The sequence below is a fragment of the Serratia sp. 22264 genome (assembly GCF_052045345.1).
Taxonomy (GTDB): Bacteria; Pseudomonadota; Gammaproteobacteria; order Enterobacterales; family Enterobacteriaceae; genus Serratia; species Serratia plymuthica.
The window spans coordinates 1,373,695-1,389,432 of the sequence record NZ_JBQEOY010000001.1 but is presented as its reverse complement, the minus strand read 5'-3'; the positions used below and the strand labels follow the sequence as shown (position 1 = coordinate 1,389,432).

General features: G+C 53.2%; 14 protein-coding genes. 10 read left to right on the top strand and 4 right to left on the bottom strand.

Features of this window, described 5'->3' with window-relative positions; genetic code table 11:
- Positions 1-11: 11 nt before the first annotated feature.
- A complete protein-coding gene (locus ACTJJ1_RS06435; protein ID WP_004944652.1) occupies positions 12-3,425 on the top strand; it encodes a hypothetical protein in 3,414 nt (1,137 codons plus the stop codon).
- A 190-nt stretch (positions 3,426-3,615) separates the two neighbouring features.
- Here ACTJJ1_RS06435 and ACTJJ1_RS06430 read toward each other — a convergent pair whose 3' ends face one another.
- Positions 3,616-4,890, bottom strand: coding sequence for a Glu/Leu/Phe/Val family dehydrogenase (locus ACTJJ1_RS06430; protein ID WP_004944650.1), 1,275 nt, complete (start codon positions 4,888-4,890; stop codon positions 3,616-3,618).
- 681 nt (positions 4,891-5,571) lie between these two features.
- Here ACTJJ1_RS06430 and ACTJJ1_RS06425 point away from each other — a divergent pair.
- Positions 5,572-6,204, top strand: coding sequence for a helix-turn-helix transcriptional regulator (locus ACTJJ1_RS06425; protein WP_004944649.1), 633 nt, complete (start codon positions 5,572-5,574; stop codon positions 6,202-6,204).
- Positions 6,205-6,312: 108 nt separating this feature from the next.
- On the opposite strand, the gene ACTJJ1_RS06420 is transcribed toward ACTJJ1_RS06425, so the two are convergent.
- Positions 6,313-7,203 carry a LysR family transcriptional regulator gene (locus tag ACTJJ1_RS06420; RefSeq protein ID WP_440832830.1) on the bottom strand — a complete coding sequence of 297 codons (891 nt, stop codon included), beginning with the start codon at positions 7,201-7,203 and terminating at the stop codon, positions 6,313-6,315.
- Positions 7,204-7,509: 306 nt separating this feature from the next.
- Here ACTJJ1_RS06420 and ACTJJ1_RS06415 point away from each other — a divergent pair, with 306 nt between their 5' ends.
- From ACTJJ1_RS06415 to ACTJJ1_RS06390, 6 genes are all read left to right on the top strand, one after another.
- Positions 7,510-8,538, top strand: coding sequence for an alpha/beta hydrolase (locus ACTJJ1_RS06415; RefSeq protein WP_020439063.1), 1,029 nt, complete (start codon positions 7,510-7,512; stop codon positions 8,536-8,538).
- 96 nt (positions 8,539-8,634) lie between these two features.
- Positions 8,635-9,105, top strand: a complete 471-nt coding sequence (locus ACTJJ1_RS06410) for a cyclophilin-like fold protein (protein ID WP_041416955.1) — start codon at positions 8,635-8,637, stop codon at positions 9,103-9,105.
- Between the two features lie 92 nt (positions 9,106-9,197).
- The gene (locus tag ACTJJ1_RS06405; RefSeq protein ID WP_004944642.1) at positions 9,198-10,388 is read left to right on the top strand and encodes an MFS transporter; all 1,191 of its coding nucleotides are present in this window, start codon (positions 9,198-9,200) and stop codon (positions 10,386-10,388) included.
- A 71-nt stretch (positions 10,389-10,459) separates the two neighbouring features.
- Complete coding sequence (locus tag ACTJJ1_RS06400; RefSeq protein ID WP_440833615.1) at positions 10,460-11,416, top strand: bifunctional helix-turn-helix transcriptional regulator/GNAT family N-acetyltransferase; 957 nt, start codon at positions 10,460-10,462, stop codon at positions 11,414-11,416.
- A gap of 150 nt (positions 11,417-11,566) precedes the next feature.
- Positions 11,567-12,241 carry a hypothetical protein gene (locus ACTJJ1_RS06395; RefSeq protein WP_440832827.1) on the top strand — a complete coding sequence of 225 codons (675 nt, stop codon included), beginning with the start codon at positions 11,567-11,569 and terminating at the stop codon, positions 12,239-12,241.
- Positions 12,242-12,253: 12 nt separating this feature from the next.
- Positions 12,254-12,679 (top strand): WapI family immunity protein, encoded by a 426-nt coding sequence (locus ACTJJ1_RS06390; RefSeq protein ID WP_062790712.1) that lies wholly within the window; start codon positions 12,254-12,256, stop codon positions 12,677-12,679.
- A 115-nt stretch (positions 12,680-12,794) separates the two neighbouring features.
- On the opposite strand, the gene ACTJJ1_RS06385 is transcribed toward ACTJJ1_RS06390, so the two are convergent.
- Positions 12,795-13,163 carry a winged helix-turn-helix transcriptional regulator gene (locus tag ACTJJ1_RS06385; protein ID WP_004944639.1) on the bottom strand — a complete coding sequence of 123 codons (369 nt, stop codon included), beginning with the start codon at positions 13,161-13,163 and terminating at the stop codon, positions 12,795-12,797.
- Between the two features lie 105 nt (positions 13,164-13,268).
- Here ACTJJ1_RS06385 and ACTJJ1_RS06380 point away from each other — a divergent pair, with 105 nt between their 5' ends.
- Positions 13,269-13,823, top strand: a complete 555-nt coding sequence (locus ACTJJ1_RS06380; protein WP_037432925.1) for an NAD(P)H-dependent oxidoreductase — start codon at positions 13,269-13,271, stop codon at positions 13,821-13,823.
- A gap of 43 nt (positions 13,824-13,866) precedes the next feature.
- Here ACTJJ1_RS06380 and ACTJJ1_RS06375 read toward each other — a convergent pair whose 3' ends face one another.
- Positions 13,867-14,652: an NAD(P)H-dependent oxidoreductase gene (locus ACTJJ1_RS06375; protein ID WP_062790716.1), complete on the bottom strand. Its 786-nt coding sequence runs from the start codon at positions 14,650-14,652 to the stop codon at positions 13,867-13,869.
- Between the two features lie 84 nt (positions 14,653-14,736).
- Here ACTJJ1_RS06375 and ACTJJ1_RS06370 point away from each other — a divergent pair, with 84 nt between their 5' ends.
- A complete protein-coding gene (locus ACTJJ1_RS06370) occupies positions 14,737-15,633 on the top strand; it encodes a LysR family transcriptional regulator (protein ID WP_004944631.1) in 897 nt (298 codons plus the stop codon).
- Positions 15,634-15,738: the final 105 nt, after the last annotated feature.

Genomic DNA, 15,738 nt, shown 5'->3' with positions numbered 1-15,738 from the left:
AGGTAAATAATATGACTACGCCAAAAGTAGAAGTCTCGGTAGAGTTGATGAAAAATTACAAACAGACGTTACTGATGTCGCCGGAGAAGCAGTTTGAAGCTCTCCAAACCCGCAGTGGCAACTCGCTGTTGTTTTCAGTGGGTTCGGACGGCGCGTTTTACGCCACCGAAGAGTCGATAAAACATGATACCGGTTGGGAAAAACACAATATCAGCGCCGGGCAGATTGCGCAGAGTTTTCCCGGGCAGAGTAACATTGTATGTAAAATGTTTGATGCAGGGCAAAGCGTGGTTGATGGCACTGTTGGCCTGGCGATGGTGCTTAATGACGGCGTAAACGATCATTTGTTTCTGAATCTGGGCAATTCCAATGCCGATACCGATTGGTTAAAAAAACCGGTATGGGTTCAGTATCCGTTCGATAACCCGGCAAAGAACATCACCATTGCCGGCGTTTATCTGAGCGAGACCCTTAACAACAAACAATATATCGTTGTCGATATATTAAGGGATCCCAGCAGCGCTGAACATCTGATTTCCCGCTATTACATCAACACCCAGGGTACGCCCGCCTGGATGCCGCACGACGTGTCGATAGATTTGGAGGCCGGCAGCTACAGTAGCTGTTTGGGGCGCCAGTATTTGTCCGGTAGCCCTCACCAGCCGACAATCGATGGGCTGTATACTGCCGGACAGGTCGACGGCAACCCGCAGTTGATTTTCCAGCCGCTGTACAATGTATTCAACCCCGATATACCGGCGCTTTCGGCCCGTTTATTGCTCCCCGGCAACCTGATTGCCGACAGCATTGCCTCTTGCCGTAAACCCAATATGTCCAGCGATCTGTATGTTTGCAGCAACGGTGGGCTTTACTGCTTTGCGAGTGATAATCAGACGGATGGCGCCATTGGTGTTTTACTGGCGCAAAGCAGCCTATTTAACGGCGTGAGAAAAATGTACGCTGCGCAATCCAACAATATGTCCGTTGTCTGGGGATTGAATGGCAACGACGAGATTTTTTACCTTCGTTGCCCATTGGGCCAAGAGCTGGCATCGCCTTCAGCATGGAGCTATCCATTGCCGATCGTCACGGCGGTCGATCAGTTCTCGCCTTATCTGAACCGGGTGGACGACGGCAATACCTTCTTTACGGTAGCGGGCAATCTGTTGAATAAATGGGTGAAATCGACCGACAATACGCTGTGGACGTCACAGAGTATTACGCTGCCTTCGCCGGACAGTAAAGATACCCAAAAGTACAGCTCCTATACCACCCGGATCCAGGTCAGCGATGAGAATAACCAACCGCTGGCAGGGGAAAGGGTATCCATCAGCGCCGGATCCAGAGTCGGCGTCTATATCAATCATTTGTATTATATTGTTGATGCCGCCGGCATTCAGATAAATACCGATGAGTTTGGCAGCATAACCGTAATCGAATGGATAAACGGCCTGACCGGGACCCGATTGAGCGTATTGCCCGCCAATGGGCCAGCCACGTTGGTGGATCCGATGGACAAACCAATGCGGAAAATTGCGCAACTTAATAGCGTCGACAGCCTGAAGCAGGCCACCATTACCCATGCTGACGGCTCGTCCAGCCCCTTGATCGGCGCCGGTGTCTCCAATGCGGAGCTGCAAAGCGTTGCCACATCAAATAGTCAGTTAGGCGAGGTTTACGGCACGTTGGGCGCTGCCGCCTTGCAGAAAACGGCATTGGCGCAAATGTCGCCCGCATCGTCCGCATTGAGCGTTGATGGGATAGATGCCCTGTGGGTCGACATCGGTGACCTTTTCAGTTGGTTGGCGTCGGGTGTGGAAGCCGTTATTCAAATCATTGAGGATGCCGCAAGCAAAACGTGGAACTTCATTGCCAGGATTGCCGGGAAGGTCTACGCGGCGGTACTGGACGCCGCTGAAAAAGTGGTTGAGGCTGCGGTTTGGGTCTTTAACGCCATCAAAACGGCGATTACGGATTTGATCCAGTTCCTGGAGTTCCTGTTCGAATTCAAAGATATCCTTGTCACCCATCGCGTGATGAAAAACGTGTTTACCCAATGGGTGAAGCAGAGCGTGAACAGCTTGAGTGGCCTCAAGACGGAAGTGTCTGCGGTTTTTCTCGCGTTGCAAAATGATATCAATAGATGGGCGGACATTCCGGGGTTTGACCAAACGCCGGCCGGCACCAGTGCCTTAAATCCGCCGTTGAATGGGCAAAACAGCGCGCCGGCTCAACTCGGTATACACCATTATCAAGGCAATATGTCGAGCGCGAGTTCGACATTCAGCCCTCCTTCGGTGGACCAGGCGATTTTTCAGGACCTGCTTAACTTGCTGGATAGCGAAGAGGCCACGTTAGTGGGTGCCTATAACGCGATCCAAACGGATATTATCGGCCAGTTCGATACGTTGTCGGTGACTCAGATCATTCAGAAATTCACCGCGATTATTGTTGATACCCTACTGCAAACCACGGAGAACATTCTGCTTGCTGCTATCGATGTGTTTGTTCAACTGGCCGAGGGTTTTCTGAGCTTACTGGACGAGCCTCTTGATATCCCCGTGATTTCCTGGCTATACAAAGAATTGACCGGCGACGAACTTTCCTTCCTCGATCTGTTTTGTTTTATCGCCGCCATCCCGGCCACCCTGGTCTGTAAAATCACCCTTGGCGCCACTCCCTTTCCGCAAGGGGATGCATTCACTCAAGGATTACTGGAGGCCGAAGATTTTGAGCAGGTTCGCCAACAGTTCTTCACGCTGGCGTCCTCTTCGCTGCCAGGTGCCAACCGATATCGCGCGGGTGAAACGCCGGTCCTGGATGGTGCGCGTCTGAAAGTGTTTGGGCTGGTCTCCGCTTTCTTTGCATTAGCAGGCAGCGTAGGGCTGGTGGTGGTCCTTTCACTGCAACGCGTGGCTGAGGAAGGCGATGGCAGTTTCGCGGGGAGTTGGCCAAAAACGTTGGCTCTGGTGGGTGCGATTGCCAATGTGTCTTATGTTTCCCCCAATCTGGCGACGTTGATCAATGCGCAGACCGCCACTTGGTGGCAGCAAATGAACAATACGCTGACCGGGATAAGTATTGTCAAAGGATTCGTTAACATCCCGCTTGCGACGCTGCCAACGGGGCATCTGGCCACTACGATATCTGCCGGCGTGGAGTCGGTGATCAATCTGGTCTGGAACGTGCCGGTTATCATGAATATTGTTGAAAACCATGACAAATGGAATACCAGCTATCAATCATTGATCCCGGAGTCTATCGCAAACTTTGCCTTTAATTTCGGCGGCATACTCGAGTTTCCTATCGCCGTGACCAAGGATCCTCGGGCCAAACTGATCGAAAGCGTGATTCAATACGCGCTGATGGTCGGGTACGGCGGCATGTCGGTGATCGCCGGTGGCATCAACGAATCCTCACATTGAACCGAACTGGCGCAGCGCAATCGGCTTTGCCCGGTTGCGCTGGCATCGTCGGTGGCGTGTGCAGGGCGCGAATGAATCTGTGAAGAAGAAACGCTGTTCGCCCGAAGCGAAGATCGGCACTGGAAAGGTTTAAGGCAGAGGGAGAAGGGAAATATCCCGGCCCGCAAAGCAGGCCGGGCAGTACAACGTATTAACCTGGGTAAATGCCACGCTCTTTACGTGCGGTCAGGATACGCTCACAGGCGACGATATAAGCCGCTGTGCGCAGGCTGCACGTTTTCTCTTCGGCCTTGTTCCAGACGTGAACCATAGCGTCGGTCATGATCTTGTCCATACGCTCGTTGATTTCGCTCTCGCTCCAGAAGTAGCTGGCCATATCCTGCACCCATTCGAAGTAACTGACGGTCACGCCACCGGCGTTACAGATAACGTCAGGCACTACGGTAATGTTGCGTGAACGCAGCACGTCGTCCGCATCCGGATAGGTAGGGCCGTTAGCGCCTTCCAGTACCAGCTTGGCACTCAGGATTTCTGCGCGCTGGCGGGTGATCTGGCCTTCCAGCGCCGCTGGGATAAGGATATCCATGTCAACCGACCAGAAGGCTTCGCTTTCGATCTCTTTAGCACCAGGGAAGCCCGCGATCTGCTTGTTCTTGGTCTGCCATTCGGTCAGCGCGGCCAGATCGATGCCGTCCGGGTTGAACAGGGTGGCCGAGTGGTCCTGAATCACCACTACGCGGGCACCGACGCCAACGAACAGGCGAGCGGCTTCGCTGCCTACGTTACCAAAGCCCTGTACCGCGACTTTAGCGCCTTCAATTTCAACGCCAAGACGCTTGGCCACTTCGCTGCCGGTGACGAATACGCCGCGACCGGTGGCTTTTTCACGGCCCAGAGAACCGCCAAGGTGAATAGGTTTGCCGGTGACCACGCCGGTGATAGTGGTGCCGTGGTTCATGGAGTAGGTATCCATCATCCAGGCCATGACTTTCGAGTTGGTGCCGACGTCCGGCGCAGGGATATCTTTCTGCGGCCCGATGATAAAACCGATTTCGCTGGTGTAGCGGCGGGTCAGTCGCTCCAGCTCGCCTTCAGACAGTTTGAAAGGATCGACGCGGATACCGCCTTTGGCACCGCCGTAAGGCAGGTTGACCGCCGCACATTTGATGGTCATCCATGCTGACAACGCCATGACTTCATCGAGATCAACATCCGGATGGTAACGGATGCCGCCTTTACCCGGGCCGCGCGACAGGTTGTGCTGAACGCGGAAACCTTCGAAGTGGCGGATAGAACCGTCGTCCATCTGCAGGGGGATATCGACAATCAGCGCACGCTTGGGATGACGGAGGGTATCAACCCAACGAGACAGGTCACCGAGGTAAGGTGCAACGCGGTCGATTTGTTGCAAGTAGGTGGCCCAGGCCGTTGTGCTGCTTTCTGAAGCGTAGGATAGCTTTTCCATAACCAACCTTTTTTTATCTAGGTATTTATTTTGTTTAACCGTGGATTACTAAGTGCATAACACTTTTGCGACGCTAAATTTACCATTAAACCTGCCGGTTGTTAGCCCCCCCTGATCGGGCTGCAGGCCGGTTTCCAATGGGTTTTGACGGGTAAAAATGAATAGTTAATTACTTTTGTCGGGAGGTTACGTGGGGTATTCATGCTTTATGCACAAAAAACGCATAAATTTTGACTTTATCTATTTGTCAGAAGCTTGAATGTGATCAAAAAGTTTCATTTTATTTAACCACCATGTTGACAATGCCGTTTCCTGACGACGGCGGGGAATCCCTGTTAAAACGGCCTGATATTGTGTTTTTCTTAAACGAAACCAGCTTCAACTGGCTGATATATCGAAAATCTTACGCCGTTAACGGACTGTTCACGCAAAATGTGGGCTACAGCACAGTCCGTACCGTCGTTTTATGACCTGTGGCGATATTCACTTTCCGTTAACAAAATGGCTGGTGGCATATTGCCGCTTCAGGCTCAACATGTGCCATTACCGCAGCGGTGAACCAAGGGAAGGCGGCCGCTCTCCCGCTCGGCATTACACGGCAAGTAAGGTATGCTAAGCGGCTGTCCAGATGATGAGAATCGGCCATTATCATCATGCTTATCGTTACGGAGAAACAGCCCAGTGCTGAAACCCACGCCTCAACTTGAATTATTGCAGTCGGTCGCCGACGGTATCGCAGCCCTGTTTTTCCCTAATGTGGAAGTAGTGATACACGATCTGTCGACCAACAAAGTCGCCTACCTCGCCAATAATCTGTCGAAACGCAAACCGGGTGACGATGCCGGCCTGGACGATTTTGATATCAACAGCGGCGCGCCGGTCACCGGCCCTTACGAGAAGCTCAACTGGGATGGCAAAAAAATGCGCTCGGTGAGCATTCCCGCGCGCGATGAACAGGGCAATCCGAGCTATCTGCTGTGCATTAACCTGAGCACCAGCATCTTTGAGGACGCCAGAAACGCGCTGGACATGTTCTTGTCGGTGACGCGTTTGCAGCCACAGCCGCAGCAGCTGTTCAAGGATGACTGGCAAGAAAAGATCAATACCTTCCTGCATGAGTGGCTCCGCCTTCAGAACACCTCGCTGGCATCATTGAGCCGTGAGCAAAAAAAGCGATTGGTGATCGATCTCTATAATGAAGGCGCATTCAAGGCCAAAAGCGCCGCCGATTATATCGCCAACGTGTTATCCCTTGGGCGCGCGACGGTCTACAAATACCTGAAAGAGCTAAAAAAAGGCGAGGGCGCCGTTTAACAAACCCGCGCCGAAAAAGCGGGAGGCTCAGTAAAGGGGTAAACGATAAAACCCGTGCTTTCCCGCCAGTTCTGGCGGGGATAAGGAAGGCAAAACCTCTGCAAGTGGCTAAAGATGATTGCGGTAATTTTCCTTCAGGATGTCAACCAGGGCCATAAAGGCCGGCGAACCGTGGCGGCGATGGGGATAATAAAGATGATACCCCTGAAAATACGGGCACCATTCAGAGAGAATTTCCGTCAGTTGCCCGCTTTGGAGATAAGGGGCAACCAGGTAATCGGGTAGATAAGCAATGCCGATACCCGCCAGCACGGCGTCTAACTGATGCAGGGTGCTGTTTGCCGTGAATTGCCCCTTAACTTTTACGCTGAACTGACGTTTGCCTTTTTCAAATTCCCAGGCATAAACGCCGCTGGTGGTTGAATGACGGATATTAATGCAGTTATGCCGGATAAGATCGTTAGGGGTTTTCGGGGCGGAATATTGCTGGAAATAAGCGGGCGTCGCCACGACGCATAATCGCCAGTCCCGGCTGATCCTTACCGCCACCATGTCCTTGTCAATAGATTCTCCCAGACGTATACCCGCATCAAAGCGCTCCTGGACGATATTGGTAAAGCCGTAATCGATACCTATTTCAATATTAATATCAGGATATTTTTTTAGAAAATCTGCCAACACCGGCCGAATCAGGTACTGAACGGAATCATCGGCACCGGTCAAGCGAATCGTCCCGCTCGGTGTGTCCCTCATCGCCCCCAACTTTTCCAGCTCATCGTTTATCTGCTCGAATAAGGGCCCCAGGCTACGCATAAGCATTTCGCCTTCTTCGGTGGGGGCTACGCTGCGGGTGGTTCGGGTCAGCAACCGATACCCCAGTTTTTCCTCCAGCGTTTTGATCGTGTGGCTCAGAGCTGAAGGGGTAACGCCAATCTCCGCCGCCGCTTTGGTAAAGCTCCGCAATCTGGCAATGCACAGAAAGGCTTTAAGATCATCCACTTTGCTTCTCCTCTGGGACTGGATTCAGGTGTTGATTGAACGGGTGCCTGGGTGCGTATCATCTTACCCAAATGCAGGCTGAGGGAAAACCATTGATGAATTTTTCTCACAAAAGCGTAAAGATTTTTGGCATTAATTGTTCTAATCGTTGTTGTTATATTGACTGCGTCGACAGGCCCTTTAAATAAAACTTGAAGTCAGGCGTTTACATAAATGCCCCCCGTTCAGGTTTGATTTTTGATTCCCCGATTTACTGATACCAATACCGAAGAAATTGACTTCACTATTTCAACCGAGAGTAATCCGATGAAGAAAATAGCGTTATCCCTGGCCCTGCTGGTCAGTTCATTCACTTCTATGGCAGCCGATATGTCTAACGGCGCAAATAACTTTTACCGGAGCGATAAGGTAACGACGCAAAAGGTCACCTTTAACAATCAATTCAAAATGAAGATTGTAGGGAACCTTTACATGCCCAAAAATCGGAAGCAGGGTACCCACTATCCCGCGATAGTCATCGGGCATCCAATGGGGGCGGTGAAAGAGCAGAGCTCGAACCTTTATGCGCAGAAACTCGCTGAGCAAGGTTTTGTCACCCTGGCTATCGATCAGTCTTTCTGGGGGGAAAGCGAGGGGCAACCCCGTAACGTCGTCGCGCCAGACCTCTATGCGGAAGCGTTCAGCGCAGCGGTTGACTACCTGAGAACCCAACCTTGGGTTGATAAAGAGCAGATTGGCGTGCTGGGCATTTGCGGAAGCGGCAGCTTCGTCATCAGTGCCGCGAAAATCGACTCGCGCATCAAAGCCGTTGCGACGGTCAGTATGTATGATATGGGCGCGGCAGTGCGCAATGGACTGAAACATTCGCAAACGCTGGAGCAGAGAAAGCAGATGATCGCCGCCGCATCCGAACAGCGTGATGTGGAGTTCGCGGGCGGAAAAACCGAATACGTCAGTGGTACTGTGCATGAATTGACAGCGGACACGCCGGCTATTCAACGTGAGTTCTATGACTTCTACCGCACGCCGCGCGGTGAATTCACCCCTAAAGGTTCGTCACCGGCGCTGACGACCCACCCGACGCTGACCAGTATCGTCAAGTTCCTGAACTTCTATCCGTTCAACGACATTGAGACGATCTCTCCTCGTCCGATGCTGTTCATCACGGGCTCAGAAGCCCACTCGCGTGAGTTCAGCGAAGAGGCCTATAAACTGGCCGGTCAACCGAAAGAACTGGTCATAGTGCCGGGTGCCGGCCATGTGGATCTGTACGACCGTACCGACCTGATCCCGTTCGCCAAGCTGGCTTCCTTCTTCCACAGCAATCTGAAGTAAGCGTTTCGTCTCCGCAACCCAGGCCGCGTTAGTCCGCGCGGCCTGTAACCTGAGCTTAACCGCGTGGAGAAAACGTCGACTATAAAAGGACAGGCCATGGAAAAGACTTCTATGCGGGTTAGCCAATATGCGGCACTGCTCTTTATGCTGTCGACAGTCGGCACATTACAAGCGGCCCAGGACAGTTCCAATGCTACCAGGCAGGTAAAAATGCATGATATTCGGCTAGCCATAGGTTCCACCTCTCTGACGGCAACGCTTGAGGATAATCCGACGGCGCGGAGCTTCGTCAAGCTGCTGCCACTCACCTTAACGCTGAAAGACTACGGTGAGGCGGAGAAAATCAGCGGTGCACTGCCACATCGTCTTTCGCAAGACGCGGCCCCCAGGTCTGATGCCGGTGCCACCGGGGATATTGCTTATTATGCCCCGTGGGGGAACATTGCTTTTTACCGAGGCCCAGGACCTGAAGCCGCAGGGGTTATCAAAATTGGCAAAATCACTTCAGGCCTTGAAGCCCTTAACCGACCGGGGATCGTGCGCGTCACAATCTCTCTCGGGAATTGAATCTGATGTGTATTTGACTGAGTTCATTCATCTTCATCGCCCATAATATGCCCTGAGGTTTAGCGGGGATATTTTTCATTTCGGAGTAACCCATGACCACCTCAACCCGATCCTCACCAGGAGGTTCTCTGGCGAGTGCCGTCGGCTCCATGGCGCTGTGCGTTGCGCTACTGATCGCCTCAGAGTTTATGCCTGTCAGCTTGCTGACGCCTATCGCCGGCGATCTGCATGCTACGCAGGGCATGGCCGGGCAGGCAATTTCCATCTCAGGTTTGTTCGCCGTGTTGGCCAGCTTGTTTATCGGGCCGATAGCAGGCCGCTTTGATCGCCGCTATGTACTGATGAGCATGACGGTGCTTATGCTGTTGTCACTGATTCTGATCGCTCTGGCACCCAGCTTTTCCTTGCTAATGGTCGCCCGCGCACTGCTGGGTTTGGCCGTGGGCGGTTTCTGGTCGCTGGCTACCGCCACGGTGATCCGCCTGGTTCCTGCGCACCGGGTCCCCAACGCGCTCGGCGCCATTTACATGGGTAATGCGGTCGCCACCGCGTTTGCAGCGCCGATTGGCGCTTATATGGGGGGGCACTTCGGATGGCGCTGGGTGTTTGCTAGCCTGGTTCCTCTGGTTTTGATCAACCTCGTCTGGCAGGCGAAAAGCCTGCCGTCGATGCCGCCACAGGCCAGCATTCCACTCACACGCCTGTTCGGTTTGCTCAAACGCCGCTATGTCGCCATAGGTATGCTCGCGGTCATGCTGACCTTTGCCGGTGCCTTTGCCGCATTTACCTATTTCCGTCCTTTTCTGGAAGGCACGACCGGCGTTGACTCAAACAAACTCTCCTTGCTGTTGTTGGGCCTGGGGGCTGCAGGTTTCGCAGGCACGCATTTCGCCAGCGCCATGCTGCAGCGCAATCACCTGTATCGGCTGCTGGTTTGGTTGCCGGTCGGCCTGGCGGTGGTGACCCTCGGCATGGTCGGCGCGGGCCATGTCTTTACGGGCGTTGCGCTGATGATGGTCGGATGGGGCATGCTGAACGCGGCCATTCCGGTGTGCTGGTCTACCTGGCTTGCCAGAGAGATTAATGACGAACCGGAAAGCGGCGGCGGCCTGATGGTGGCATCCATTCAGTTAGCCATCATGCTGGGCGGGGCTGTCGGCGGGCATTTGCTGGATGCCATCGGCGTGGCCGCGCCGTTGATCGGCGGCGCAGTTTTACTGATGCTGGCGGCGGGAGTGATAGGAAGCGGACGCCGCCTGCAACGGCCAGAGCAGGGGTTTTGATTCGTACTCTTGAATTTTCGGTTCTCTCTGATATGGTTGTATTATACAACTTTATTGGAGAGGCCATTATGATGCCCACCGCCGAGAGCCGTCTTTATTTGCAGCCTATCAGGGATGCGTCACGCCATCTGGTGCGCGAACTGGGTTTTATGGGCAGCACTCTGGCGGGGACAGATTTGCCGCCTTCCGCCGTGCATGCGTTGATCGAAATCGGCGATCGGCAGGTTGATACCGCCGCGCAGTTGTGTACGGTGCTCAATCTGGAAAAATCCAGCGTCAGCCGCATGCTGAACAAGTTAATCAAGGCGGGGGAACTGGTTACGCAACCCAGCGAGCGCGACGCGCGGGAGAAAATGCTGCGGCTGACGGAACAAGGGCGGCAAACCTTGGCGGGGATTAATCGCTTTGCCGAACGGCAGGTGCTGAATGCGCTGGACACTCTGCCGGCGGCGGCCGGCGCCGGCATTGCCGCCGGTCTGCAAACCTATGCTGCCGCATTGCGCGCACACCGGGTCGGTGACGGGGCGTTGCCGGGACCTGAGGCAGAGATTGCCAGTGGTTACCGCCCCGGTTTTGTCGCCAGAACGCTGGAAATGCATATGCAGTATTATTCGCGGACAGTTGGGTTCGGCGCATTTTTTGAATCTACGGTAGGGGCGGCGCTGGCCGATCTCGCCGGGCGCCTGTCTCATCCGCTGAACGAGACCTGGTCTGCGCTCAGCGACGGCCGAATTGTCGGTTCGGTTTCCATCGACGGCGAGTCACTGGGCGATAATCGCGCCCATCTGCGCGCCTTTATCATCGATGACAGCCTGCGCGGCAGTGGCGTGGGCCGGAAATTGCTGAACCGGGCGGTGGCCTTTTGCGACGAATGCGGATTCCGTGAAACGCACCTGTGGACGTTCAAAGGGCTGGATGCGGCCCGGCATCTGTATGAAAGCGTCGGTTTTGTCCTTGCAGAAGAGCAGCAGGGTGAACAGTGGGGCCAACCGATGACCGAACAATTATTTATTCGTCCGCAGGGCTGAGCGCTTCAGCGCGGTGAGTTCCATGCCAGGTTAGCAACATCTTCCAGCGGCCTGGTTCCCAGTCGCCCGTTCCCACCCACCTGCCAAGATGGAGTAGTACTGCAAAAAGTGTTATATGATCCCTTCTGATAGATCAAAAGGGATCATATTATGGCAACAGGATTTGCAGTCAGAGAAGAACTCGGTCGTTATTATACCTTTCAGTCCCGGTTGCCACCGGGTGAATTTTTTGAAATCCGTCCCCGACTTTTACCCCATAATGCCAAACCAATAACTGATGACGAAAGCGGGATGTGCATTGGTTATTCCGTTTCACAGGCTCCCGGTCTGTGGCGAATTTATGATACTGATGGCACTTTTGTCCGCCTGGAAGAAGCTCCGCTAGAATCACCGCTGATTGATCCAACCGATATTGTATTACTGGCAGCCGGTGTTTTTCGTATCTTCGTTGCCGGCAGGGCATTGTTGCAAAGCGGGGCCAGAACAGCTGTCACCGTAAAACTCAGTCAGAGTACAGTCAGTTTCTTACGTGGTCGGTTAAAAGTGGGTCTGTCAGCCCGTAATCTTAAAATGACAGAAACCTCTGCGAAGCATATGTATAACCCCGGGCGCTATGTGCCTTTGCAGCTTCAGGAAAAAGCGATTCGCTATGGGCGCAGAATGCCAGACCCTCGAAAATCCCCAGGCCTTTTTCGTTATGAAACAGAAATGTACCGTCTGGTAGAGGATAAATCTCGAAAAGGATATTACTACTATAAACGCTTTACACTTGAAGTTGTGGTTCGCGAGAAAGACTGGACAGTCACTCATTTTTTATACAAGTGACGGGAAATTATCATGATAGATATCGTAAGTGGTTCAAGGACATTACGTGTTTCGCCATTTGAAAGGCAAAACACCCCAGAAGCACCAGCATATGACTGGATAAGAACATATATTGAATATTCTCTTCCTGAGTTGAAGGCGCAATACCAGGCATCATTCAGTGTTGGGGAACTGATTGATTTTAGGAGAGATGTTGTTTCTATTTATCAGGATTTGGTCAGCGGGCATAAACCACATGATGTGGTCTTCGATAGTACAGAAAATCAGCTAAATCTTCATTTTATTCCTATGCCTGATAATTCTATTGCTGTGGAGTTAACGCTCAGACCTGAAAATCCGGCTGAAAGCGTCATCATAAAAGATTCTTTTGGTATAGATGAGAGCTACTTTCCGGCGTTGTTGTCTGGCCTTGACGAGATGATTAACTGGCAGAACTGATTAGCTTTAGCTCTCCGCTACATTGGTGTGCTTACCGCCACCGATTATGTAGAAGAATCGCCTGCGGGATCTGATCCTCGCAGGCGGCTCTGGAAAGTAGGGGACGAACAATTATTTATTCGTCCGCAGGGCTGAGCGCTTCAGCGCGGTGAGTTTCCCCCCAGGCACACATCATATCTATGACCGGGATCAGCGTGCGGCCACGCTCCGAGAGGCTGTATTCGACCTTGGGCGGGATCTGCGGATATTCCTTTCTGATGACGATGCCGTCTCTTTCCAGCTCTTTTAACGTCGAGCTTAGCGTTTTATAAGAAATGGTGCCGATGCAGCGCTGCAATTCGTTGAAGCGTAATACCGGTTTATATTGCGCCAACCAGTACATAATAATCATTTTGTATTTCCCGCTGATCACCGACAGCGTATAGCCATATCCGGTCTGTTCGAGGTCGATGCCCGTTGGGCTGCAGATATCTTCAACGTTCATTTGATACTTTCCTAAAGGTTAGTATATGTAGTCAGTGTGCGTATTTTACATTAATAAAGCATAGCATATGATGCCCCGGTGAACTCATTGAAAGGGGAAGTCTGAATGAAAACGCTGGTGGTGGTCGCTCATCCTGATATCGAAAATTCGATGATAAATAAAGCCTGGCTGACCGAGCTGAGGAAATATCCCGATCTTTATACCATTCATGAATTATATAAAGCCTATCCAGACTGGCGGTTCGATGTCGAAAAAGAGCAACAACTGATTGAACAACATGAAAAAATCGTTCTGCAGTTTCCGGTATTCTGGTTCAGTTCGCCGCCGCTCCTGAAGAAGTGGCTGGATGATGTACTGACCTATGGCTGGGCCTATGGTTCAAGCAGCGGCTATAAGATGAAAGATCGCAAGGTGGCACTGGCCGTCACGGCGGGGATCAGCGCGAAGGGGTACTCGCAGGAGGGCAGATATAAGTACTCACTGGATGAAATTTTGCGGCCTTTTGAAATCACGGTTAACTATGTGCGGGCAAAATACGGTTCATTCCATGCATTCTACGGCAAGGAAAATACCCCGGACGCCGAAGTTGAACCCTTAAATCATCATGATATTGAACGCAGCGCGTCAGAGTATCGAGCCTTTATCGCCAATCTGAACTAGCCCTGTGCCGCGCGCGCCGTATTAAATGGCGCGCGCGGTAGAGTTATTGATTCTCGCTGCTATGCACGGTGAACCCCGAGCGGCCTGGCGCGATATGCTCTTTCAGGGACAGCTCGGGAATATGGTATTCCCCGGCATTTTGCCGCCGGAACGGAATAGGCGGGGTATCCCACAGGCTGTCCAAACGTTGCCCGAGTACCTCACAGGCCACGGCAAATCGCGCCGGGTCTATCTTGTCGGTTCGGTAGATCACGAACGGCGGCAGTACGTCAAAACCGGGGTAATGCAAAATCCCATGCTGGATCGGGAATAAAATATCATCCATAGGTCCGTTGATGCCCCGCGGGCCGTAATGCGTTTCCCAACCGCCGGCGGTGACCATCAGCATGGCGCGCTTGCCGGCCAGCGTGCCTTCACCATAGCGATCGCCCCAGTGGGTATCGGAGTGTTCCCCCACACCATAGGCGAAACCGTAGGCGTAAACCCGCTCAACCCAGCCTTTGAGGATCGCCGGCATCGAGAACCACCACAGCGGGAATTGCAGGATCACCGCATCAGCCCACAGCAGCTTTTGCTGTTCGAGTTCAATGTCTTTGCTTTGCAACCCATCGGCAAATGCACGTTGGGAATCGCGTACGGGATCGAACCGCTCGCCCGTTTGTGTTGCTGTGCTGTCATCCGCGTCCAGCACGGCTTTCCACTGCATGGCGTAAAGATCGGATACCTGAACGGTATGCCCGGCATCCTCCAACCGCTTGATTGAAAAATCCCTCAGCGAACCGTTCAGCGATTGCGGTTCTGGGTGTGCGTAGACCAGAAGAACATTCATGGTAGACCTCCGTTGCAAGATAAAAGCAGGGTAGGTTTTTGTCAGGTATAGTAGAAATGAATTTCTAATATTCCAGGTATTACCATGACTAATCTCAGACGGCTGGATCTCAATTTGCTGGTGACGCTGGATGCCTTGCTCGCCGAACATAATGTGACGCGAGCGGCGCAACGCCTTAATTTCTCGCAGCCCTCGGTTAGCGTGCATCTCGCCAAGCTGAGAGAGATTTTTGGCGACCCTCTGTTGCTGCCGGGGCCACGAGGCATGCGGCCGACCGCGCGTGCCGAGGCGTTACGCGAGCCTTTGCGGCAGGCGCTTGAGGCGCTGGAGCAAGCCGTGGCGCCCGCGAGCCCTTTTGATCCCGCCAGCGCCGGCAATACCTGGCGAGTGGCCGCCTCAGACTATGGCGAATCGACCATCGTCTTGCCCGCCTTGATTGGCCTGCGTTCTGTGGCTCCGGGCACCCGGTTGGCGGTGTTCGAAGCCGTGCCCGCTCGCCTCGCCCGGCAGGCGGAGCAAGGGGAAATTGATCTTGCTTTTCATACTCATGAAGGGGCGCCAGAGAATCTGCGGCGGCGCACCCTGTTTAGCGAACGTTACGTCCTGGCAGGCCGCACCGGTCATCCTCAACTGGCGGTAACCCCTACGCTGGAACAGTTCTGCCGGCTGGAGCACGTGGTGGTATCACCGGACGGTGGGGGATTTTTCGGCAATACGGACAGCGTATTGTCGGAGGCTGGCCTGCAGCGCCGGGTGGTGCTCTCGGTTCCTCATTTCTTGTTCATCATGTCTGTTCTGGCCAGCTCCGATCTGGTGGCCATGCTGCCTTGGCGGCTGGTGCGCAATAACCGGGCGCTGCAGGTGGTTGAAGCGCCCATTGAAGTCCCCGGATTCGAGATGGCGATGCTGTGGCATGAACGGTCGCACCGCGATCCGGCGCATCAATGGCTGCGTGAGCATATCGTCGCGGCAGTGAGCTAGCGGATGCCAGCCGGCTTCTGGGTAAATCTAACTTTGAATATCAATAGCGCGTTGATATCAAAAAATAGCAGTGGCTACATAAAGCAAACAGATATGCCGCCACTG